Annotated in this window: 19 protein-coding genes; 8 read left to right on the forward strand and 11 right to left on the reverse strand. The window is 72.9% G+C overall.

The annotated features are described in order from the left end of the window. Positions 1-64: 64 nt before the first annotated feature. Positions 65-556 (forward strand): hypothetical protein, encoded by a 492-nt coding sequence (locus AB0K05_RS40160; RefSeq protein WP_148031860.1) that lies wholly within the window; start codon positions 65-67, stop codon positions 554-556. Positions 557-575: 19 nt separating this feature from the next. Next, positions 576-812, forward strand: coding sequence for a DUF4342 domain-containing protein (locus tag AB0K05_RS40165; RefSeq protein ID WP_364236517.1), 237 nt, complete (start codon positions 576-578; stop codon positions 810-812). Positions 813-824: 12 nt separating this feature from the next. Here the strand turns inward: AB0K05_RS40165 and AB0K05_RS40170 are convergent, their stop codons facing one another. Next, the gene (locus AB0K05_RS40170; RefSeq protein ID WP_364236519.1) at positions 825-1,733 is read right to left on the reverse strand and encodes a sigma-70 family RNA polymerase sigma factor; all 909 of its coding nucleotides are present in this window, start codon (positions 1,731-1,733) and stop codon (positions 825-827) included. Positions 1,734-1,813: 80 nt separating this feature from the next. Next, positions 1,814-2,662, reverse strand: a complete 849-nt coding sequence (locus AB0K05_RS40175) for a universal stress protein (protein WP_364236521.1) — start codon at positions 2,660-2,662, stop codon at positions 1,814-1,816. A gap of 179 nt (positions 2,663-2,841) precedes the next feature. Between AB0K05_RS40175 and AB0K05_RS40180 the strand changes: the two genes are divergently transcribed. Further along, on the forward strand, positions 2,842-3,483 hold the full coding sequence (locus tag AB0K05_RS40180; protein ID WP_148031863.1) for a response regulator transcription factor: 642 nt from the start codon (positions 2,842-2,844) through the stop codon (positions 3,481-3,483). Between the two features lie 52 nt (positions 3,484-3,535). Beyond that, complete coding sequence (locus AB0K05_RS40185) at positions 3,536-3,985, forward strand: pyridoxamine 5'-phosphate oxidase family protein (protein ID WP_148031864.1); 450 nt, start codon at positions 3,536-3,538, stop codon at positions 3,983-3,985. On the opposite strand, the gene AB0K05_RS40190 is transcribed toward AB0K05_RS40185, so the two are convergent. The 5 genes from AB0K05_RS40190 to AB0K05_RS40210 form a co-directional block, all read right to left on the reverse strand. Next, the gene (locus tag AB0K05_RS40190) at positions 3,933-5,621 is read right to left on the reverse strand and encodes a GAF domain-containing protein (protein ID WP_148031865.1); all 1,689 of its coding nucleotides are present in this window, start codon (positions 5,619-5,621) and stop codon (positions 3,933-3,935) included. The genes AB0K05_RS40185 and AB0K05_RS40190 overlap by 53 nt on opposite strands. A gap of 80 nt (positions 5,622-5,701) precedes the next feature. Further along, on the reverse strand, positions 5,702-6,229 hold the full coding sequence (locus AB0K05_RS40195) for a hypothetical protein (RefSeq protein ID WP_364236525.1): 528 nt from the start codon (positions 6,227-6,229) through the stop codon (positions 5,702-5,704). 127 nt (positions 6,230-6,356) lie between these two features. Further along, a complete protein-coding gene (locus tag AB0K05_RS40200; RefSeq protein WP_148031867.1) occupies positions 6,357-7,343 on the reverse strand; it encodes a nitroreductase family protein in 987 nt (328 codons plus the stop codon). Between the two features lie 86 nt (positions 7,344-7,429). Then, positions 7,430-8,389, reverse strand: coding sequence for a cytochrome d ubiquinol oxidase subunit II (gene cydB / locus AB0K05_RS40205; RefSeq protein WP_364236527.1), 960 nt, complete (start codon positions 8,387-8,389; stop codon positions 7,430-7,432). A gap of 10 nt (positions 8,390-8,399) precedes the next feature. After that, the gene (locus tag AB0K05_RS40210) at positions 8,400-9,773 is read right to left on the reverse strand and encodes a cytochrome ubiquinol oxidase subunit I (protein ID WP_271278798.1); all 1,374 of its coding nucleotides are present in this window, start codon (positions 9,771-9,773) and stop codon (positions 8,400-8,402) included. A gap of 183 nt (positions 9,774-9,956) precedes the next feature. On the opposite strand from AB0K05_RS40210, the gene AB0K05_RS40215 reads away from it, so the two are divergent. Together AB0K05_RS40215 and AB0K05_RS40220 are read left to right on the forward strand one after the other, a co-directional pair. Then, the gene (locus AB0K05_RS40215; protein WP_364236530.1) at positions 9,957-10,919 is read left to right on the forward strand and encodes a nitroreductase family protein; all 963 of its coding nucleotides are present in this window, start codon (positions 9,957-9,959) and stop codon (positions 10,917-10,919) included. Further along, on the forward strand, positions 10,912-13,518 hold the full coding sequence (locus tag AB0K05_RS40220; protein WP_364236532.1) for a GNAT family N-acetyltransferase: 2,607 nt from the start codon (positions 10,912-10,914) through the stop codon (positions 13,516-13,518). Before AB0K05_RS40215 ends, AB0K05_RS40220 begins: the two co-directional genes overlap by 8 nt. 52 nt (positions 13,519-13,570) lie before the next feature. On the opposite strand, the gene AB0K05_RS40225 is transcribed toward AB0K05_RS40220, so the two are convergent. After that, positions 13,571-14,224 carry a CBS domain-containing protein gene (locus tag AB0K05_RS40225; protein WP_364236534.1) on the reverse strand — a complete coding sequence of 218 codons (654 nt, stop codon included), beginning with the start codon at positions 14,222-14,224 and terminating at the stop codon, positions 13,571-13,573. Between the two features lie 77 nt (positions 14,225-14,301). Next, a complete protein-coding gene (locus AB0K05_RS40230) occupies positions 14,302-15,144 on the reverse strand; it encodes a universal stress protein (RefSeq protein ID WP_364236537.1) in 843 nt (280 codons plus the stop codon). 124 nt (positions 15,145-15,268) lie between these two features. Between AB0K05_RS40230 and AB0K05_RS40235 the strand changes: the two genes are divergently transcribed. Both AB0K05_RS40235 and AB0K05_RS40240 read left to right on the forward strand, forming a co-directional pair. Then, positions 15,269-16,018 (forward strand): HAD-IA family hydrolase, encoded by a 750-nt coding sequence (locus tag AB0K05_RS40235; RefSeq protein ID WP_148031874.1) that lies wholly within the window; start codon positions 15,269-15,271, stop codon positions 16,016-16,018. Then, the gene (locus AB0K05_RS40240) at positions 16,015-18,936 is read left to right on the forward strand and encodes a pyridoxamine 5'-phosphate oxidase family protein (RefSeq protein ID WP_364236541.1); all 2,922 of its coding nucleotides are present in this window, start codon (positions 16,015-16,017) and stop codon (positions 18,934-18,936) included. Before AB0K05_RS40235 ends, AB0K05_RS40240 begins: the two co-directional genes overlap by 4 nt. 79 nt (positions 18,937-19,015) lie before the next feature. Here the strand turns inward: AB0K05_RS40240 and AB0K05_RS40245 are convergent, their stop codons facing one another. Further along, on the reverse strand, positions 19,016-19,789 hold the full coding sequence (locus AB0K05_RS40245) for a DUF6544 family protein (protein ID WP_271280362.1): 774 nt from the start codon (positions 19,787-19,789) through the stop codon (positions 19,016-19,018). Beyond that, positions 19,786-20,403 carry a universal stress protein gene (locus AB0K05_RS40250; protein WP_364236544.1) on the reverse strand — a complete coding sequence of 206 codons (618 nt, stop codon included), beginning with the start codon at positions 20,401-20,403 and terminating at the stop codon, positions 19,786-19,788. The genes AB0K05_RS40245 and AB0K05_RS40250 overlap by 4 nt, the downstream gene beginning before the upstream one ends. Positions 20,404-20,500 lie beyond the last annotated feature (97 nt).

Consider the following 20,500-nt stretch of genomic DNA (forward strand, 5'->3'; position numbering starts at 1 on the left):
GGACGGAAGGCCCTGCAGCTCGGCCTCCCGCGCCTGATGGAATGGAGGCATGAGGACGAATGCCATGAGGTGGACGGTTCTGACGCTCGCCGGGCTGGCGGCCTTCCGGCTGCTGGTCCGTCCGCGGCTGCTGCGCTGGGGGGCCACCGCCGGAGAGGCGCGCGCCCCGATGCCGGGCGACGCCGTCATCCCGCGCCCGCACGTCATCGCCACCCGGGCCGTCACCATCGCCGCCGCGCCCGAGGACGTCTGGCCCCTGCTGCCGGAGCTGGCCGGGCGGGGCGCCGAGGTCGTGGAGGAGGAGCCCGGCCGGACGCTGGTGATGGCCGTGCACGCCTTCCACGTCACCGTGACCTGGGCCGTGGAGCTGCGGGAGCAGGACGGCCACACGCGGCTGGTCCTGCGGCAGCGGATCCTGTGCCGTCCGGGGGTGCTCGGGCTGATCTACCTGCTGCTGTCCGATACGTCGGACTTCTTGGCCGTCCGAGGACAGCTCGCCACGGTCAAGGCTCTCGCCGAGGGGAAGCCTCACCGTGCGGCGATCGCCGTACCGTGAGTGGGAGGAGCCACGGCGCATGAGCGTCACCGAGGAGAAGCCGGAGCTGACCGACCGGATCAAGAACGTGATCCACGAGGGCAACACCCGCATGATCATCGTCAGGGACACGCGCGGTCACACCGTCATGCAGGTGCCGGTGACGGTCGGCGTGGGGGCGCTGGTCCTCGCTCCCGTCGTGACCGCGCTGAGCGCGATGGGCGCGCTCGCCGCCCAGTGGACCATCAAGATCGAACGATCTGACGAGGACGACTGAGCCGGCCCTTCCTCAGTGCGTCCAGCGGTGCCGCATGGAGCGGCGCAGCCTGGTGAGCGACTCCTTCTCCAGCCGGCGCACCCAGTGAGAGGTGAGCCCCATCCGCGCGGCGATCTGCCGGGTGGTGTGCTCCTCGTACCCGTCGAGCCCGTACCGGAGCCTGAGGATCAGCTGCTGGCGGGGCGCGAGCCCGCTGAGGGCGGCGGCGAGCACCCGCTTGAGCTCCGCGCGCTCGACCGCCTGCTCGGCCCGCTCGCCGTCGGGGTCCTCGATCATGTCGCCGAGGGTCATCGCGTGCTGGCCGTCCTGGACGACCAGGTCGAGGCTGACGCAGTCCTGCGGGGTGCGCCGCAGGGCCGCCAGCCTGGCGGTCTCCTCGCCGGCCCTGGCGGCCACCTCGGCCTCGGTGGGCAGGCGGCCCAGCTGGTGGGTGGCCTCGATCTCGGCCCGGGTGACGGCGATCAGGCGGTCCTGCAGGCCGATGGGCAGCCGCACCGTGTGGGCGTGCTCGATGCCCTGCTGGATGGCCTTGCGGATCCACCAGGCGGCGATGGTGGAGAACCGGTAGCCCTTGGTGTGGTCGTACCGTTCGACGGCGCGGATCAGGCCCAGGTTGCCGTCCTGGATGACGTCGGCGAACGACAACCCGCGGTGGGCGTACCGTTTGGCGATGGCGACGACCAGCCGCAGGTTGGCGCGGATCATGTGGTCGCGGGCGGCCCAGCCGTCGGCGGCCACGGCCGCGAGCTCGGGGTCGGGGCCGCGCTCGGCGACCAGGTGGGCGGCGTAGGCACCCGCCTCCATCCGTCTGGCCAGCTCGACCTCCTCCGAGGCGGTCAGCAGCGGGGTGCCGCCGATCCCGGCCAGGTAGCCGCTGAGCTGGTCGTGATGGTCCGGCCCGGCCTTCGCCTGCGCTGACACCGCCGCTCCCCCGTCCTCGGAGTCCTGAGATCACCTCCACCTTGACGGGCGGCGGCCTCCGGCGGTGGTGGCCAAGGTCCTCAGGGGCGGGGACCTTGGGCCTCGGTGCGGCACCGGACCACGGCGAGGGGTGCCGGGGAGTGCTGGAGCATCGCCTGGCTGACCGACCCGAGCACCATGCCGGCGAACGTGCCGTAGCCGTGGGTGCCGACGACGAGCAGTCCGGCGCCGGTCGCGGCCTCCCTGAGCACCTCGACGGGGTGTCCCTGGACGATCTCCTCGATGACGTGCACGCCAGGGTGGTTCTCGCGGTGGCCGGCGAGCGCGTCGCGCAGCACGGCCCGTTCGGGTCCCTCGCCGTCGGACGGCTCGAGGCCGGTCCAGGACCAGGCGTGCACGACGCGCAGGGCGTGGCCGCGCAGCTCCGCCTCGGCGAAGGCGAAAGCGAGCACGCGGCTGGAGGCGGGCGAGCCGTCGACGCCGGCCACGACCTCGTCGCGCGGCTGCGCGGGCAGCTCGCGGACCACGACGACGTCGCAGGTGGCCTGGCCGGCCACGCCGTGCGCGACCGAGCCGACCAGCAGGCCGCGCACGGCGCCGAGCCCGTGGCTGCCGACGACGAGCAGCTGGGCCTCGCGCGCGGCGTCGATCAGGGCGCCGCGCGGGTCGCCGGGCAGCAGGACGGTCTTCACGGAGATGCCCGGCCGTTCGCGCCGGGCCCGCTCGGCGGCCGTGGCCAGCACGGACTCGCCGCCCTGCCGCATCCACGCCGCGACCTCGGCGTAGCGGCCGCCGGCGCCGGTCTCGACCGCCCAGCCGGCGATGGCGTGCCCGATCGTCAGCGGCACCTCGCGCAGCGCCGCCTCCCTGGCGGCCCACGCCGCGGCTTCCAGCCCGGCCCTCGACCCGTCGACCCCCACGATGATCATGTACGTGTCCTTCCTCTCCCCTGGTCCCGACCTTATCCCCGGCAAGATCCTCAGCCGGGACGCGGGCCCTTGCTTTCATGGTCCGACGAGGTCCGGAGCGATGGACAGGGCCGTACTGCCTGGGTCGAAGGGGACCTAAGCCTCTTTCGGTCCAGGGTGAGGGTGCTAACGTCGGAGGCATGATTCGCGTGTTCCTCGTCGACGATCACGAGGTGGTCCGGCGCGGTGTCGCCGCCCTGCTCGATTCGGAGGACGACATCGAGGTCATCGGCGAGGCGGGCACCGCCGAGTCGGCGGTGGCCAGGATCCCGGCGCTCCGGCCGGACGTGGCCGTGCTCGACGTGCGCCTGCCCGACGGCAACGGCGTCGACGTGTGCCGCGAGGTCCGCTCCAAGGTGCCCGGCCTGGCGTGCCTGATGCTGACGTCGTACGCCGACGACGAGGCGCTGTTCAACGCGGTCATGGCGGGAGCCGCCGGTTACGTGCTCAAGCAGATCCACGGCTCCGACCTGGTGGGCGCGGTGCGCACCGTGGCCTCCGGCCAGTCGCTGCTGGACCCGCAGACCACCGCGGCGATGCTGCAGCGGCTGCGCGACCAGGCCGCCAAGCAGGACCCGCTGGCCGCCCTGTCGGAGCAGGAACGCCACATCCTCGACCTGATCGGCGAGGGGATGACCAACCGGCAGATCGGCGAGCGGCTGTTCCTGGCCGAGAAGACGGTCAAGAACTACGTGTCCAACCTGCTGTCCAAGCTCAACATGCAGCGGCGCACCCAAGCCGCGGCGCTGGCGGCACGCCTTCGTGCCGGTCGGGGCGAATGAAGGGACCTTCGCCCCTAATGACGTGCGTTCCTGATGGGGAATGCTGGATCCCATGCAACTCGATTCGTCCGGCCTGCAGGTGCTCTCCCGGGAGGAGTGCCTGCGTTTGATGTCGTCGACGCCCATCGGGCGGATCGTCTTCACCGATCGCGCCCTTCCCGCGGTGCAGCCCGTGGCGTTCCTGCTGGACGGCGAGCGGATCGTCATCCGTACCGGCATCGGCTCCAAGCTGGCCGCCGCCACCCGGCAGGCCGTCGTGGCCTTCGAGGTCGACGAGTTCGACCCGGAGCTGCGCACCGGCTGGTCCGTGACCGCCGTCGGGCACGCGCGCGCCGTGACCGACCCCGGCGAGATGTCGCGCCTGGCCTCGCTGCCGCTGACCCCGTGGGCGCCCGGCAGCAAGGACCACTACATCGTGGTCGAGGCCGAGCGGATCAGCGGCCGGCGCATCATAGGGGGACACGCCAGCGCAGCGACGACCCTCCCTCGTCCGGAGAGCTGATCTCGAACGTGCCGCCCAGCCGGGTGGCGCGCTCTTCCAGGTTGCGCAGGCCGCTGCGGCGGCCCTCGGCGGGGATGCCGACCCCGTTGTCGTGCACGGTCAGCGTCAGCCCGTCGCCCGTGACCTCCACCGCCACGCCTGCCCTGCTGGCCTTGGCGTGCCTGACGATGTTGGAGAGCATCTCGCGCAGCACGGCGAGCACCTGCTCGGCGACCTCCTCCGGCACCTGGTTGTCGATCTGGCCCTCCATCCGCAGGCCGGGCATGAAGCCGAGGTGGCCGCGGGCCGACTCGACCAGGTCGACGATCCGGCCGCGCAGGGTGGGCCCGGTGGTCTCGGGGGTGGCCTGGAGGGCGAAGATGGTGGAGCGGATCTGGCGGATGGTCTCGTCCAGCTCGTTGACGGCCTGCTGGAGCCGGTTGGACGCCTCGGGCCGGTCGACCAGGCGGACGGTGCTCATGAGCGTCATCGCGATCGCGAACAGCCGCTGGATGACGACGTCGTGCAGGTCCTTGGCGATGCGGTCGCGGTCTTCGAGCAGGCCGAGCCGCTCGGCGTGGCGGCGCGTCTCGGCCAGCTCCAGCGCGATGGCGGCCTGGCCGGCGAACGCCTCCAGCATGCGCAGGTCTGCGGCGCTGAAGGGCAGCCGCCCGCTCCACTTGGCCAGGGCCAGCACGCCGCGCACCGTCTGGCCGGAACCGAGCGGGATCAGCAGCTCGGGGCCGTAGCCCAGCTCGCGCAGCTCGGAGTCGCGGTCGTGCAGGTCGTCGGCGGTGGCGGCGTGGCCGGTGCGGAACACCTGGCCGGCCGGGCTGTCGTCGAGGCCGAAGGTGATGCCGGTGGTCTCCTGGCCGCCGTCGCCCTCGGCGTACTCGACGTGCAGCCGCTTCCCGTCGGGACCCGGCAGCAGGACCTGGACGAGGTCGGCGCCGGTCATCTGGTGGGCGCGGGTCGCCATCATGCTGAGCACCTCGTGCGGGGCGGCGCCGGACAGCAGGCGGGTGGTGATCTCGGAGGAGGCCTGCAGCCAGGTCTCGCGCCGGCGCGTCTCCTCGTACAGGCGGGCGTTCTCGACGGCGACGCCGGCCGCGGTGGCCAGCGCGATGACGATGGCCTCGTCCTCCTCGTCGAACTCGCCGCCGCCGCGCTTCTCCGTCAGGTAGAGGTTGCCGAACACCTCGTCGCGCACCCGTACGGGCACGCCCAGGAAGGTGCCCATGGGCGGGTGGCCGGGCGGGAAGCCGTAGGACTCGGGATGGTCGGAGATGCGGCCCAGCCGCAGCGGCCTGGCGTCCTTGATGAGCAGGCCGAGCAGGCCGAGCCCGTGGGGCCAGTGCTCGATCTTGGCGATCTCCTCCTCGCTCAGCCCGACCGGGATGAACTGGATGAGAGTGCTCTCCTGGCCGACCACGCCCAGCGCCCCGTAGGTGGCGTCGACGAGCCTGGTGGCGGTCTCCACGATGCGCCGCAGCACGGTCTCCAGGTCGAGGTCGCTGCCCACCGAGACGACCGCTTCCATCAGGGCGTGCACCCGGTCGCGGGTGGCCAGCACCGCCTGCAGGCGCACCTGCAGCTCCGCCAGGAGGTCGTCGAGACGCATGCTGGGCAGCAACGGGCTCTGCTCACTCTCCCTCATAAGGGTCAGTCTCGCACCCGCACACGACGGGCGCCCACCCCCGGTGGGGGCGGGCGCGGCGGTGCTGATGAGGCGGGAGGTCAGCGCAGGTACGGGTTCCGCTGGATGATCGGCAGGTTGCCCAGGCCGAGGGTGGTGCCGGCGTTGGCCAGGGCCAGACCGGCGAGGACGATCGTGTAGATGATGTGGTCGTCCATGAACGGGTTGGTGGTCAGGGGCAGCGCGGCCGCCCACATGAGCATCAGCATCAGGCCGCCGGCGACGGCGGCCACCCGCAGGCCCACGCCCAGCATGAGCGCGGCGCCGACGCCGAGCAGTCCGGCCATGAACAGCCAGTCGACCCAGGGCTGACCGGCGAGTGCGGTGAAGAGGCCGCCGAGCGCGTTCTCCTCGGTGCCCTTCAGGAAGCCGGTGGTGGGGCTACCGCCCGCCAGCCACGCCTTCTCGGCGGTGGTGGCGAAGCCGAGGCCGAAGGTCTTGTCGAGGAACGCCCACAGGAAGGTCCAGCCCAGCGCGATCCTGGCGATGGCCCAGACGTAGTCGACGGGGCGTCTGCCGTCGGCGGTCAGGGTCGTGTGGACGGGCTTGGCGGGGGTGGTGGTGGCCATGACGGGCCCCTTTCAGGTCGGGCTGGGTCTTTCCCTCACATCCCCATCACACCGTTTCGAACCCTTTCCCAGGCAGTGCCGGACGGCCTCCCGCGTGGTGACCTTGGTCCCCCGCCCGGCGGGCACTTCAGCCCAGCAGGTCCTCCACCGGGCGCCGTACGGCGTCCTTGTCGTCGAAGGTGATGCCCAGCCGCATGATCATCTGCGGGTACTCGCCGGAGCACAGCTCCTCGCGCAGGAACTCCCGCAGATGGCGCATCTCCAGCACCTGCGTGTGGAAGGCGGCGCTGACCCCGTACGCGGAGGCGTGCAGGAGGACGCGCTGCAGCGACTGGCCCGCGGCCAACCAGTCCTCGCGGGTGTCGCCCGGCGTGGTCAGCAGGGCCACGACGCCGGTGCCGGTGGCGCCGGGGTCGCCGGTCTCGCTGCCCCACTGGTGGCGCCAGGAGTAGTCGCGCTGGGCGAAGTGCGGCTGCGTGCGGACCGGATCGCGGGGGTAGGCGCCCGCGGGCACGCCGTCCGTGCGGGTGCTGCCCGGCGGGCGGGCCCAGCGGATCAGCTCCAGGGTGAAGCGCCGGTCCTGCGCCTGCACGCCCTGCGCGGCCTGGGTGAGCGCGGCGACCACGGTGACCGCGTCGGGCGCGACCACGGGGGTGAGCCGGGCGCCCTCCGCGGCGGCGCTCTTGACCAGCGCCTCGACCAGCCGGTCGGGCACCGGCAGGCCGGTGAACCCGGCCCGGTGGGTGCGCCGCCGCTCGATCTCGGCGGCGAGGACCGAGGTGCGCTCGTCGGGGTCGGACTCGGCGCCGACCCGGACGACGGCCAGCAGCGCGGGCCGGTCGGGGTCGGGCATGACCCGCACGTCCGGCTCGTACCCGGCCCGGCGCATCGCGGTCCGCATGGTGAACAGGGCCGCGCCGCAGCTGACGATCATCTCGCGGCCCTCGGCGTCGCCGAAGCGCAGCCGGCGCTCGGCGTCGGCGCGCAGGCTGATCTCCTCACCGGTGACGGCGAAGGTCCACGGCTGGGTGTTGTGCACCGACGGCGCCCAGCGGGCGGCCTCGACCGCGGCTTCCACGGCCGCCTTGGGCGAGCGGCTGGCCGGACGGTTCATGACTCCACCTCCAACTGACGATAACCCAGCGCATCACACCGGGAGGCGGCCGGGCAGGGCCTGAGGTCCCGCCGTTGCGCACCGTCTCACGCCCCGGTCAGCCTGCGGCGGAACACCCAGTACGTCCAGCCCTGGTAGACGAGCACCACCGGGGTGAAGATGACCGCCACCCAGGTCATCACGGTGAGGGTGTAGGGGCTGGAGGCGGCGTTGGTGATGGTGAGGCTGTTGGCCGGGTCGAGCGCGGGCATGACGTTCGGGAACAGCGCGGTGAACAGGGCCGCCACCAGGGCGGCGATGGCCAGCGCGCTGCCGGTGAACGCCCAGCCGTCCCGGCCGCGCACGGTGGCCAGGAGCGACGCGACGAGCGCGGCCGCGGCCACGCCGGTGATCGCCCAGTAGGCCGGCTTGTCGCTGCCGAGCAGCACCAGGAACGCGGCCGCGGCCACGACGGTGAGCGGGCCGAGCACACGGGCGATCCTCCTGGCCCGCTCGCGCAGCTCGCCCGTGGTCCGCAGGGCCAGGAACACGGCGCCGTGCTGGGCGAACAGCAGCAGCGTGGCCAGCCCGCCGAGCAGCGCGAACGGGTTCAGCAGGGTGAACAGGGTGCCGGTGTACTCGTGGTCGGCGTCCAGCGGCACCCCGGCGGCGATGTTGGCGAACGCCACGCCCCACAGCACGGCCGGGCCGAGCGAGCCCCAGAAGAAGGCCCGGTCCCACCCTTTCTGGCTGTCGCTCTTGTTCCGGTACTCCAGCGCCACACCGCGCAGGATCAGCGCCAGCAGGATGAGGAACAGCGGCAGGTAGAAACCGGAGAACAGGGTGGCGTACCACTCGGGGAAGGCGGCGAAGGTGGCGCCGCCGGCCACGAGCAGCCACACCTCGTTGCCGTCCCAGACGGGCCCGATGGTCCGCACGACGGTGCGCCGCTGAGCCTCGCCGCGGGCCACGAACGGCATCAGGATGCCGACCCCGAAGTCGAAGCCCTCCAGGACGAAGTAGCCCGTCCACAGAACGGCGATGAGCAGGAACCAGAACGTTTCCATGGGGTGATCCTCAGTAGCTCAGGGTGGGGGCCGCGGGCTCGGCTTCCGGCTGTTCCTCGGCGCCGAGCTTGATGTACTTGACCAGCAGCCGGACCTCGATGACGGCGAGGACCGCGTACACCAGGGTGAAGCCGACCAGCGTGATGGCGACGGAGGTGACGTCGACGCCGGGCGAGACGGCGGCGGCGGTGCGCATGAGGCCGAACACCGTCCACGGCTGGCGGCCCATCTCGGTGAAGATCCAGCCCATGGTGTTGGCCAGGAACGGCAGCCCGATGCCGAGGACGGCCAGCCGGTACAACCACGGCCGCTCGGGCAGCCGTCCCTTCCTGGTCAGCCAGAGCCCGAGCAGGGCGAGCCCGGCGGCCAGCATGCCGAACCCGATCATGAGCCTGAAGGACCAGTACGCGATCCCGACCGCGGGCACGTAGTCGCCGGGCCCGTACATGGCCTCGTAGCGCTTCTGGATGTCGTTGATGCCCTCGACCTCGCCGTCGGGGGTGTTGGTGGCCAGGATGCTCAGCCCGTACGGGATCTGCAGGTTGACGTGGTTGCGGCCGTTCTCCACGTCGCCGACGGCGAACAGGGAGAAGCCGGCGGCCTTCTCGTCCTCCCACAGCGCCTCGGCGGCGGCCATCTTCATCGGCTGCTGCTCGGTCATCAGCTGGGCCTGCCAGTGTCCGGTGAAGGACACGCCGGCGGCCGAGACCAGGGCGACGGCCATCCCCAGGCGCATGGCCGGACGGAACAGGGAGGTCTCCCTCTTGCGCAGCAGGAACCAGGCGCTGACGCCGAGCACGAACGCGGCGGCGGTGAGGAACGCGCCGAAGATCACGTGCGGGAACGTCACCAGCGTGGTCGGGTTGGTGAGCACGGCCCAGATGTCGGTGAGCTCGGCGCGGCCGTTGTTGATCGTGTAGCCGACCGGGTGCTGCATCCAGGAGTTGGCCGCCAGGATGAAGTAGGCGGAGATGTTGGTGCCGATGGCGGCCGTCCAGATCGTGGCCAGGTGGACCTTCGGCGGCAGCTTGTCCCAGCCGAAGATCCACAGCCCGAGGAAGGTCGACTCCAGGAAGAACGCCATGAGCCCTTCCATCGCCAGCGGCGCCCCGAAGACGTCCCCGACAAACCTGGAGTAGTCACTCCAGTTCATGCCGAACTGGAACTCCTGCACGATGCCGGTGACCACGCCCATGGCGAAGTTGATCAGAAAGAGGCGCCCGAAGAACTTGGTGAGGCGCAGATACTCCGGCTTCTTCGTGCGGTACCACGCGGTCTGCCATCCCGCCACGAGGATCGACAGACCGATGGTGAGCGGCACGAACAGGAAGTGGTAGACGGTCGTGATGCCGAACTGCCACCGGGAGAGATCGAGCACATCCATGCGGGCCAGCATCGCGGCAGGTCAGAGGCGCTGTGTAGGGTCCGCCGGCCTCGCCCGCGAGGACCTTCGGCCAGGCCGAACGGCCCTCGCCGGGGGCAGGGACTTTGGACACCCGCGCGAAGGTCCTCCGGCTCTGCCTGACGGCACGAGGGCTCCGCCAGATTCGGAGGCAGGAGGTGCGTCATGTCCCCTACCCTCGTCAGCGCCGACCTCGGCGTCCGGCGGCTGCTCTTCGCGGCCGGTCAGGCGCCTTCGGTCTACAACACCCAGCCGTGGCGCTTCCACGTCGTGCCCGGCCGGCGCATCGAGCTGCTGGCCGACCCCGACCGCAGGCTGCGGGTCGCCGACCCGCGCGGCCGTTCCATGATGGTGAGCTGCGGGGCCGCGCTGTTCAACCTGCGGCTGGCGGTGCGTTACGTGGGCCGCCGTCCCATCGTGTGGCTGCTGCCGGATCCGGAGGAGCACCCGCTGCTCATGGCCGCCGTGCGCACCGCCGACGGCCGCCCGGTCCGGGGCGAGAACCGCGAGCTGTACGAGCTGATCCCGGTGCGCCGCACCAGCCGTGAGCCGTTCTCGGACCGGCCGGTGCCGCCGTCGGTGCTCGGCGACCTGCGCATCGCCGCCTCACGCGAGGGCGCGAGCCTGGTGCCGCTGGACGCCGAGGGCGTGGCCGAGATGCTGGACCACGTGGCGCTGGCCGAGGACGAGCTGTCCCGCGACCACGACTATCAGGCGGAGCTGGCGGCGTGGACCATGCCGGGTGCCCGCTTCGACGGGGTGCCCGCCTACGCGCACGGCCCGCGCCCGGCCAGGGACCCGGCGCCGGTGCGCGACTTCGGCCGGCACGAGCGGGACGCGCGGTTCGAGGAGCACCCGCAGCTGGTGGTGCTGACCACGCAGGGCGACCGGCCGATCGACTGGCTGCGCGCCGGGCAGGCACTGCAGAGAGTGCTGCTGACCGCGACCAGGCACGGGCTGTCCGCCTCGTTCCTGAACCAGCCGCTCGACCTGCGCGACATGCGCCGGCGCAGGGACCCGCACCACCGTCGGGGCCACGCCCAGATGATCATTAGGCTGGGTTACGGACCTCAGGTGCCGGGTAGCCCGCGCCGCCCAGCAAGCGAACTGGAGAGGCAAGATGCTTGACGGATACGACGTCCTGCTCCGCGACGGCGGCATCGCCCACCTGCGCCGGCTGCGCCCCGGCGACCGGGAGGCGCTGCACGAGCTGGTGGACCGCTCGTCCGAGCGCTCGGCGTACCTGCGTTTCTTCACCGGGGGCCGGGCCACCGCGCACGCCTACATGGACCGCGTCACCGGCCCGGAATGGGCCGGGCACGCGCTGGTGGCGACCGTCCGGGATCGGCTGGTCGCGGTCGCCGAGTACATCCCGGCCGGTGACGGCAGCGCCGACCTGGCGATCCTGCTGGACGACGCGGTGCACGGCAACGGCCTCGGCACGCTCATGCTGGAGCACCTGGCGGTCAACGCCGCCGCCAACGGGGTGCGCACGCTCGTCGCCGACGTGCTGGCCGAGAACCGCCCGATGATCAACGTGCTGCGCGACCTGGGGCTCGACACCACCCATGAGTTCGCCGGCGGCAGCCTGCACATGGTCGTCGACGCGCGCGTCACGCCGCGGCTGCGGGCCGAGATCGAGGCCCGCGACCACGCGGCGGAGCGCGCCTCGCTGGACCGGGTGCTGCGGCCGCGCTCCGTCGCGGTGATCGGCGCCTCCCGCGACCCGTCGTCCGTCGGGCACACGGCGCTGCGCAACCTCGTCGACGGCGGCTTCGCCGGCCCCGTCTACCCGGTCAACCCGAGCGCCGGCGAGATCGCCGGCCTGACCGCCTACCCGAGCGTGCTGGACGCGCCGGGCCCCGTCGACCTGGCCATCGTGGCGGTGCCCGCCCAGCACGTGCTGCGCGTGACCCGCGACTGCGCCGAGGCGGGGGTGGCCGGGCTCATCGTGCTGACCTCCGGGTTCGCCGAGGCGGGCCGGCCGGGCGCCGAGGTGGAGATCCTGCGCGTGTGCCGGGGCGCCGGCATCCGGCTGATCGGCCCGAACTGCCTGGGCGTGGTCAACAGCCACGCCCGGCTCAACGCCAGCTTCCTGCCCGTCACCCCGACCGAGGGCCGGGTCGGGCTGGTGTCGCAGTCGGGCGCGGTGGCGGCCGCGCTGCTGGAGCGGCTGGACGTGTCCATGTTCGTGTCCGTCGGCAACAAGGCCGACGTGAGCGGCAACGACCTGCTGGAGTACTGGGAGGACGACCCGAACACCGACGTCGTCGCGCTGTACCTGGAGTCGTTCGGCAACCCGCGCAAGTTCGCCCGCATCGCCGGGCGGGTCGGCCGCAAGAAGCCGATCCTGCTGGTCAAGAGCGGCCGCACGGGCGCCGGCGACCGGGCGGTCCGCTCCCACACGGCGGCCGCCGCCACCCCGGACGTGGCCGTGGACGCGCTGGTGCGCGCCTCCGGCGTGATCCGGCTCGACAGCGTGCACGAGCTGATCGACACCGCCCGGCTGCTGTCCACGCAGCCGCTGCCCGCCGGGCGGCGGGTGGCCATCGTCGGCAACTCCGGCGGGCCGGAGGCGATGGCCGCCGACGCGTGCGAGGCGGCCGGGCTGTCGGTGCCGGAGCTGCCGGCCGGGCTGATCGAGGCGCGCGGCAACGCCGCCGTCGGCAACCCCGTCGACCTCACCGCCGACGCGAGCGCGGCGGAGCTCGGCGCGGCCATCGAGGCGGCCGCGGGCTCGGACGCGGTGGACGCGGTCCTCGTGGTCTACACGCCGCCGTTCGGCTCCGGGCTGGAGAAGACGCGCGAGGCCATCGCGGCCGCCGCGGCCGGCTCCGCCAAGCCCGTGCTGGCCTGCGTGGTCGGTCACGACGGCGTCATCGACGGCAGGGTGCCCAGCTACGCCTTCCCCGAGCAGGCCATCAAGGCGCTGACCCAGGCCGCGCGGTACGCCGAGTGGCGCGAGCGCCCCCTGCCCGAGCACGAGGAGCCGCCCGCCGCCGACGTGGAGTCCGCCGAGGAGATCGTACGGGCGCATCTGCACGAGAACCCCGACGGCGGGTGGCTCTCCCCCGCCGCGGCCAACCGGCTGCTCGCCTGCTACGGCGTCGACGTGGCCGAGGCGGTGCCGGTGCACGACGCCGACGCCGCGGCCGAGGCCGCCTGCCGCGTCGGGCTGCCCGCGGTGCTCAAGGTGACGGGGCCGGTGCACAAGAGCGACGTCGGCGGCGTCCGGCTGGGCCTGAAGACGGCCGCGGACGTGCGCGACGCCTACCAGGACATGTCCGCCCGGATCGGGGCGGAGATGACCGGCGCGATCGTGCAGCGGATGCTCCCCGCCGGGGTGGAGATCATCGTCGGCGGGGTCAACTATCCGACGTTCGGGCCGCTGGTCATGGTCGGGATGGGAGGGGTGACGGCCGATCTGCTGGCCGACCGCGCGTTCCGGGTGCCGCCGGTGGGCGCGGCCGCCGCCCGCGAGCTGATCGGGGAGCTGCGGTGCGCGCCGCTGCTGTACGGCTACCGCGGCTCCCCGCCGGCCGACGTGGAGGCGCTGTCGGGGCAGATCGCCCGGATCAGCCGCCTGCTGGAGGACCTGCCCCAGGTCGCCGAGCTGGACCTGAACCCGGTCATCGTGACGCCGGACGACGCGGCGGCGGTGGACGTCCGGATCCGGGTCGCTCCGGCCCAGGCGCCGCCGTCGCCACTGCTGCGCCGCATGCGCTGACCCATCAGAAGGGGGGCCGCCCGGCCGGGCGGCCCCCCTTCCGCGTTTCCTCTCACATCAGCGGCGGGACTGCCATCAGGTCTCCCCTGTCGTGTTCGAGCTCGGAGACGACGTCCACGACGCCCTCCACGGCCCGGACGGCCGCCACGAGCGCGACGGCCTCGGAGGTCCACCGCACCCGGCCGCCGAGGGTGACGACACCCTGCTCGACGCGGACGGTGAAGTCGCCCTCCGGCAGCCGGGCGCGTACGTCGGCCTCGACGTCGGCGGCCGGGCGGGTGAAGACCCGCAGCACGTCGCGCTGGTGCAGGGTGCCGGCGATGCGGCCGGTGACCGGGTCGATCACCGGCACCTGCTTGATGCGCCGGTCGTGCATGACCCGGGCGGCGTCCCTGACGGTCATGCCGGGGGTGACGGTGATGGCCGGGGAGGTCATCAGCTGGCGGGCCCTGACCCCGGCGGCCTTCTGGTGTTCCAGCCGCTGCCGCGGGCCCTCGAAGATGGACACGCTGTGCCGTACCGGGTCGATCTCCTTGAGCAGCAGGTCATCCTCCGACACCACGCCGACGGGGCGGCGGTCGGCGTCGATGACGGTGACGGCGCCCACGGCGTAGCGTTTCATGGCGCCGATGATGTCGCTGAAGGACGCGTCCTCGAGCACCGCGATGGCGACCCGCCCCATGACGTCCCTGACGTGAATGGTCATGATGCCTCTCCTTCCACTTCCACGATCGGCCATGGGGCCGGCCACCGGCAGCGGCGAAGGTCCCATCCCGCCGGGACCTAGGACCGGACCACCGCCACGGGGCAGCGGGCCTGGTGCAGCACGCCCCGGCTGACGGAGCCGAGCAGCGCCGAGGCCACCGCGCCGCGGCCGTGCGAGCCGACGACGACCAGGTCAGCGCCGGCGGAGGCGTCGGCGAGCTCCTCGACCGGCCGCCCCGACCGCACGTCCTCGACGACGTCCACCTGCGGGTACTTCTCCCTGAACGCCGCCAGCCGGTCGCTGACGGCCTGCCGCCTGGCCTCGCCGATCTCGTCCAGGTCGTACGAGACCTCGGGCGCGAAGGCGTGCACCGGGAGCTGCCAGGCGTGCAAAGCGCGCAGCCGGGCGCCCCGGAGCCTGGCCTGCTCGAAGGCGTAGCCGAGCGCCGCTTCGCACTCGTGCGAGTCGTCCACCCCGACCACGACCTCCCCGCGCGGCGCGAACCGCTCGCCGCGCACGACCACCACGGGCCGGTGCGCGTGCCCGGCGACGTGCGTGCTGACGGAGCCGAGCAGCGCGCCGGACAGGCCGCCCAGCCCGCGGCTGCCGACGACGATCTCGACCGCCGACCCGTCAAGTTCGCGCAGCACCCCGGCGGGCGACCCCTCGACGGTCTCCGCGGTCACCTCGACGGTCGGCTGGCGCTCGTGCACCAGTGCCACCGCCTCGGCCAGCGCCTTCTGCCCGGCTCGCTGCAGCGCGTCGGGCGTGACGCCGGCGGGGAACCTGGTGATCTGGTACGGGGCGCGGTCGACGGCGTACACGACCCGGAGCGGCTCGCGCATCCGGAACGCGTCGCCGGCCGCCCACTCCACAGCGGCCCGCGAGGTCACGGAGCCGTCGACACCTACAACGATCATGATGTGCCTCCTCGTGTCCCTTTCATGACACCGCGTGCCGGGCCTCCCCGGCAGGGCCGGAGGTCACATCAGGGCGAGGCGAACGGCCATGGATGTCCTGCCTGCTCGGGGGTAGCGTCTTGCCATGGCCGCGATCGATCTCAACACGCTGCGCGCCGTGGTCTTCGACACCGACGGCGTGGTCACCGACACCGCGAGAGTGCACGCCGCCGCGTGGAAGCACGTCTTCGACCGCTTCCTCCGCGGTCGTTCCGCGCCGTTCGACATCCGCGACGACTACCTGCGCTACGTCGACGGGCGACCACGCCTGGACGGCGTGCGCACCTTCCTGGCCTCGCGCGGCATCACGCTTCCGGAGGGCGGCCCTGAGGACGAGCCGGGCGCCCCGACCGTGCACGGGCTGGGCATGGCCAAGGACGAGCTGTTCGTACGGCAGATCGCCGAGCACGGCGTGGCCGCCTTCCCGTCCACCGTGGCGCTGCTGCACGAGCTGCGCAACCGGGGCTGCCGCACGGCGGTGGTCTCGGCGAGCCGGCACTGCCGGGCGGTCATCTCGTCCTCGGGCCTGCTCCACCTGTTCGACGTGCTGGTCGACGGCAACGACGCGGCCCGGCTGGGCTTTCCCGGCAAGCCGGACCCGGCGCTGTTCCGGGAGGCCGCGCACCGGCTCGGGCTGCCCGCCGCCGAGGTGGCGATCGTGGAGGACGCGCTGCCGGGCGTGGAGGCCGGCCGCAGGGGCGGCTTCGAGCTGGTGGTGGCCGTCGACCGGGCCAAGGCGCAGGCGGAGGCGATGATCCGGGCGGGCGCGGACGTCGTCGTGCACGACCTGGCCGAGGTGACCGTGGCCGGGCGCGTGCCGGTGGGCCGCCGATGACGCCGTGGATCCTGGCCTACGAGGGCTTCGACCCGGACGGTGAAAGACTGCGCGAGGCGCTGTGCACGCTCGGCAACGGGCGGTTCGCCACCCGCGGCGCGACCCCCGACGGCCTGCGCCGCACGCCCGGCACGTACGCGGCCGGCGTCTACAACCGGCTCACCTCCCCCGTCGCCGGGAAGACCGTGACCAACGAGGACCTCGTCAACCTGCCCGACTGGCTGCCGCTGACGTTCGCCACCCCGGGCTGCGACTACTTCCACCCGGAGGACTCCGACCTGCTGGAGTACCACCACGCGCTCGACATGCATGCCGGTGTCCTGACGCGCGACCTGCGCTGGCGCGACCCGCAGGGCCGGATCACCCGGGTGCGGCAGCGGCGCGTCGTGTCGATGGCCGACAGCGCGCTCGCGGCGCTGGAGACCACGTTCACCGCGGAGAACTGGTCGGGCCCGCTGCGGGTCCTGTCCGCCGTCGACGGCGACGTCCGCAACGACGGCGTGGCCCGCTATCGCGACCTGCGCGGCGACCACCTGACCGGGCACGCGACCGGCGTCGAGGACGACCTGGGCTGGCTGACCGTCACCACCCGCGGTTCGGGCGTCACGGTCGCGCTGGCCGCCCGGGTGGACGCGCCCGCGAGGCAGGAGCTCACCGCGGAGCCGGCCCGGGTGACCTCCTGCCACGTGCTCGACCTGGTCGAGGGCGAGACGGCCGCCGTGACGAAGGTGGTGGCGCTGCTGACCTCGCGCGACCCCGCCATCCACGACCCCCGCTCGGCCGCGGTCCGGCGGGCCCGGCTGGCGCCCCGCTTCGACGAGCTGCTGGCCCGCCACACCACCGCCTGGGACCGCCTGTGGGACCGCGCCCGCATGGACGTCACCGAGCCGGAGATCGCCCAGGCCATCCACCTGCACGTGTTCCACGTGCTGCAGACGATGTCGCCGCACACCGCCGACCTCGACGCCGGGGTGCCCGCGCGCGGCCTGCACGGCGAGGCGTACCGGGGGCACGTCTTCTGGGACGAGCTGTTCGTCCTGCCGTGGCTCAACCTGCGCTTCCCCGACGTCTCCCGCGGCGCGCTGCGCTACCGGTGGCGGCGGCTGGACGAGGCGCGCGCGGCCGCCCGCGCCGAGGGGTACGACGGCGCGATGTTCCCCTGGCAGAGCGGCAGCGACGGGCGCGAGGAGACCCAGACGCTGCACCTCAACCCCGAGTCGGGCCGCTGGCTGCCCGACGCCTCCCATCTGCAGCGGCACGTCGGCCTGGCCATCGCCTACAACGTGTGGCAGTACCACCTGGTCACCGGCTCGATGCCGGACTGGTGCGCGGAGCTGTTCATCGAGATCGCCCGGTTCTTCGCCTCGCTCGCCGTGCTCGACCCCGCCTCCGGCCGGTACGAGATCCGCGGCGTGATGGGCCCCGACGAGTACCAGACGGGCTATCCGGACGCCGGCTCCCCCGGGCTGGACAACAACGCCTACACCAACGTCATGACGGTGTGGCTGCTCCTGCGGGCGCTGGAGATCGCCCCCTCGGTGCCGGCCGTGGGCTCCCGCGAGCCGGCCCGCTGGGCCGACATCACCCGCCGCATGCGGGTCGACTTCCACGACGGGGTGATCAGCCAGTTCACCGGCTACGCCGACCTGCCCGAGCTCGACTGGGAACGCCACCGCGGGGTGCGCCGCCTGGACCGGGCGCTGGAGGCCGAGGGCGACGACGTCAACCGCTACAAGGCGGCCAAGCAAGCCGACACGCTGATGCTGTTCTACCTGCTGAGCGGTGACGAGCTGCTCGGCATCCTGGACCGGCTCGGCTATCCGGCCGATCCCGGCCTGGTCCGGCGCACGGTCGCCTACTACCTGGAGCGGACCAGCCACGGCTCCACGCTCAGCGCGCTGGTGCACGCGTGGGTGCTGGCCTCGACCGACCGGGCCACGTCGTGGAACCTGCTCGTCGAGGCGCTGATGAGCGACATCAAGGACGTGCAGGGCGGCACGACCGAGGAGGGCATCCACCTCGGCGCGATGGCCGGTACGCTCGATCTGTTGCAGCGGTGCTATCTGGGGCTGGAGGTGCGTGACGACGGGCTGCGTCTCGACCCGCTCCTGCCCGACCGGCTCGGCACGCTGTCCCTGCCCATCCTGGTGCGCGGCACACGGTTCGAGATCGAGGCCCGCGACGGCATGGTGCGGGTCAACGGCGAGACGACCGGCCGCGGCACCGGCCGCACCTTCACCTTCGACCAAGGGGGAACGATCATGGCAGGCACCGGCGACCTCGGACGCCGCATCGCGCATCACCGCGAGCGCCTCGGGCTGACTCGCGAACAGGTCGCCGAGCGGGCGAAGGTGTCCGCCGGCTACGTGGAGTACCTGGAGGAGACCCCGGCCAGCCCGACGTCCGAGACCGTCCACCGGCTGGCGGAGGCCCTCGGCACCACGGCCGACGACCTGCTGGGCGGCGGCCGGGAACGGCCTCCCGGCCGTGGCCCGGCGGCGGCCTCCCCCTCGCTGGAGAAGCTGGACCGCGAGGAGTGCCTTCGCCTGATCGCGCCGGGCGGCATCGGCCGGGTGGCGTTCAACGGCTCCCACGGCCCGACGGTCCTCCCCGTCAACTACAAGCTCCACCAGGGCGCGATCATCTTCCGCACCTCCTACGGCGGGGCGATGGACCGCGACCTGCGCACCGGCATGGAAGGCGTGGAGATCGTCGTCGGCTTCGAGATCGACCAGATCGACGAGGCGCAGCGCGAGGGCTGGAGCGTGCTGGTCCAGGGGCCGTTCCACCATGTCCCCGAGGAGGAGGTGGCCGAGGTGATCGGCGCCGACGTGACCCCATGGGCGGGCGGCGAGCGACTGCTCTACATCCGCATCATCCCGCAGCAGATCACCGGCCGCCGGATCCACGGCCTGTGAACGACAAGGACGTCCTGCGCCACTACCTGCGGGAGGCGCGCGAGGCTGCCCGAGCCGCCAGCCGGGCGGCCGGGGGCGGCTAACGGTAGACGGCGTCCTCGACGGTGAAGCGGATGAACTCGCCTTCGGCCCGCCGCTCGGTGCCCGGCCACCAGCCGCCGCGCAGCCACACCGGGATGGTGAACCCGTCGAAGGTGGCCTCCCGCCCGCATTCCACCCCGAACGGGTGCCGGCGGTAGCCGCCGCCGTCCGGGTCGCCCCAGCGCGAGACGGTGACGCCGGCCAACCGGCCGTCGTCGTCCACGGCCAGCCTGACGTCGAAGTCCTCGTCGCCGACCGGCATGCTCGCGACGGCCTCGTACCTGTCGACGTGCTTCCAGCGGACGCGCGGGTCCAGCGCGGCGGCGGGGACCAGCACGAACTCGCTCGCCAGCCGCCCCGCGGCGCTGCGGCTGATGTCGTGGTCGGAGCCGGACATCACGGGCAGCGCGTCCAGCATCCGCCAGCGCATCTCCCCCACGCCGCCGTGGTAGCGGTCGAAGCCGTGCACCGGTAGCAGCCCCACCCACGCGGTGGCAGCCCAGACGAAGCCCTCCATCGGCTCCAGCGCCTGGGTGGCGTGGAAGCGCCGCCAGGTGCCGAGCTTGATCTCGCCGCGCGAGCGCAGCACGACCGAGCGCAGCAGCGGGGTGCCCGGGGCGATGGCGTGCAGCACCCAGCGCCGCGCCGCGTCGGGCAGCGGGTCCGCCTGTTCCGGGTCGAACCGCGGCGCCCCGACGGTCACGGCCTGCAGGGTGTCCCAGTCTCGCCTGGCCTGGGCGCTCAGGTGCGGCGGCGAGACGATGACGGTCATGACCGGGCTTCGCGGGGACGTACCACCGCGACGGGGCAGTGGGCGTGGTGCAGCACCCCGTGGCTGACGGAGCCGAGCATCGTGGAGGTGAACCCGCTCATCCCGCGCGTGCCCACCACGACCAGGTCGGCCGTACGGGACGCGGCGGCCAGCGCGGGCACCGGGTGTTTGGAGACCACGGTCTGCACGGACCGCACCCTCGGGTACTTGTCCAGCCAGGGCCGCAGCCGCTGCGGGATCTCGTCCTCGATGCCGGGCGGCGGCACCGGCCCGAACCCGGCCGGGTGCGGGTAGGAGACCGGCTGGTGCTTGGCGTGGAGGACGCGCAGCCTCGCCCCGCGTGCCTGGGCCTGTTCCATCGCGTACTCGACGGCGCACTCGGCGTCCACGGAGCCGTCGTAGCCGACCACCACCTCGTCATGGGAGACGCGGTAGTGACCTCTGACGACGACGACGGGACCGTGCGCCTGGTTGGCCAGGCCGAGCCCCGTCGAGCCGAGCACCAGCCCGGCGAACCCGCCGAGTCCGCGGCTGCCGATGACCACGGTGTCGGCGGTCTCGGTCTCGGTCCGCAGCCGCTCCACGACCGCGCCGGTCACCATCGCGGTGCTCACCTCCACTCAGCCCGCCGGCGATGGTGGCAGGAAGCGCCTTTTCGATGAACGCGTTCTGGTCCAGGACCATGGCCTCGCCCACACCGGGCGTGCGCAT

Source organism: Nonomuraea sp. NPDC049486 (assembly GCF_040676925.1).
Classification (GTDB): Bacteria; Actinomycetota; Actinomycetes; order Streptosporangiales; family Streptosporangiaceae; genus Nonomuraea; species Nonomuraea ferruginea.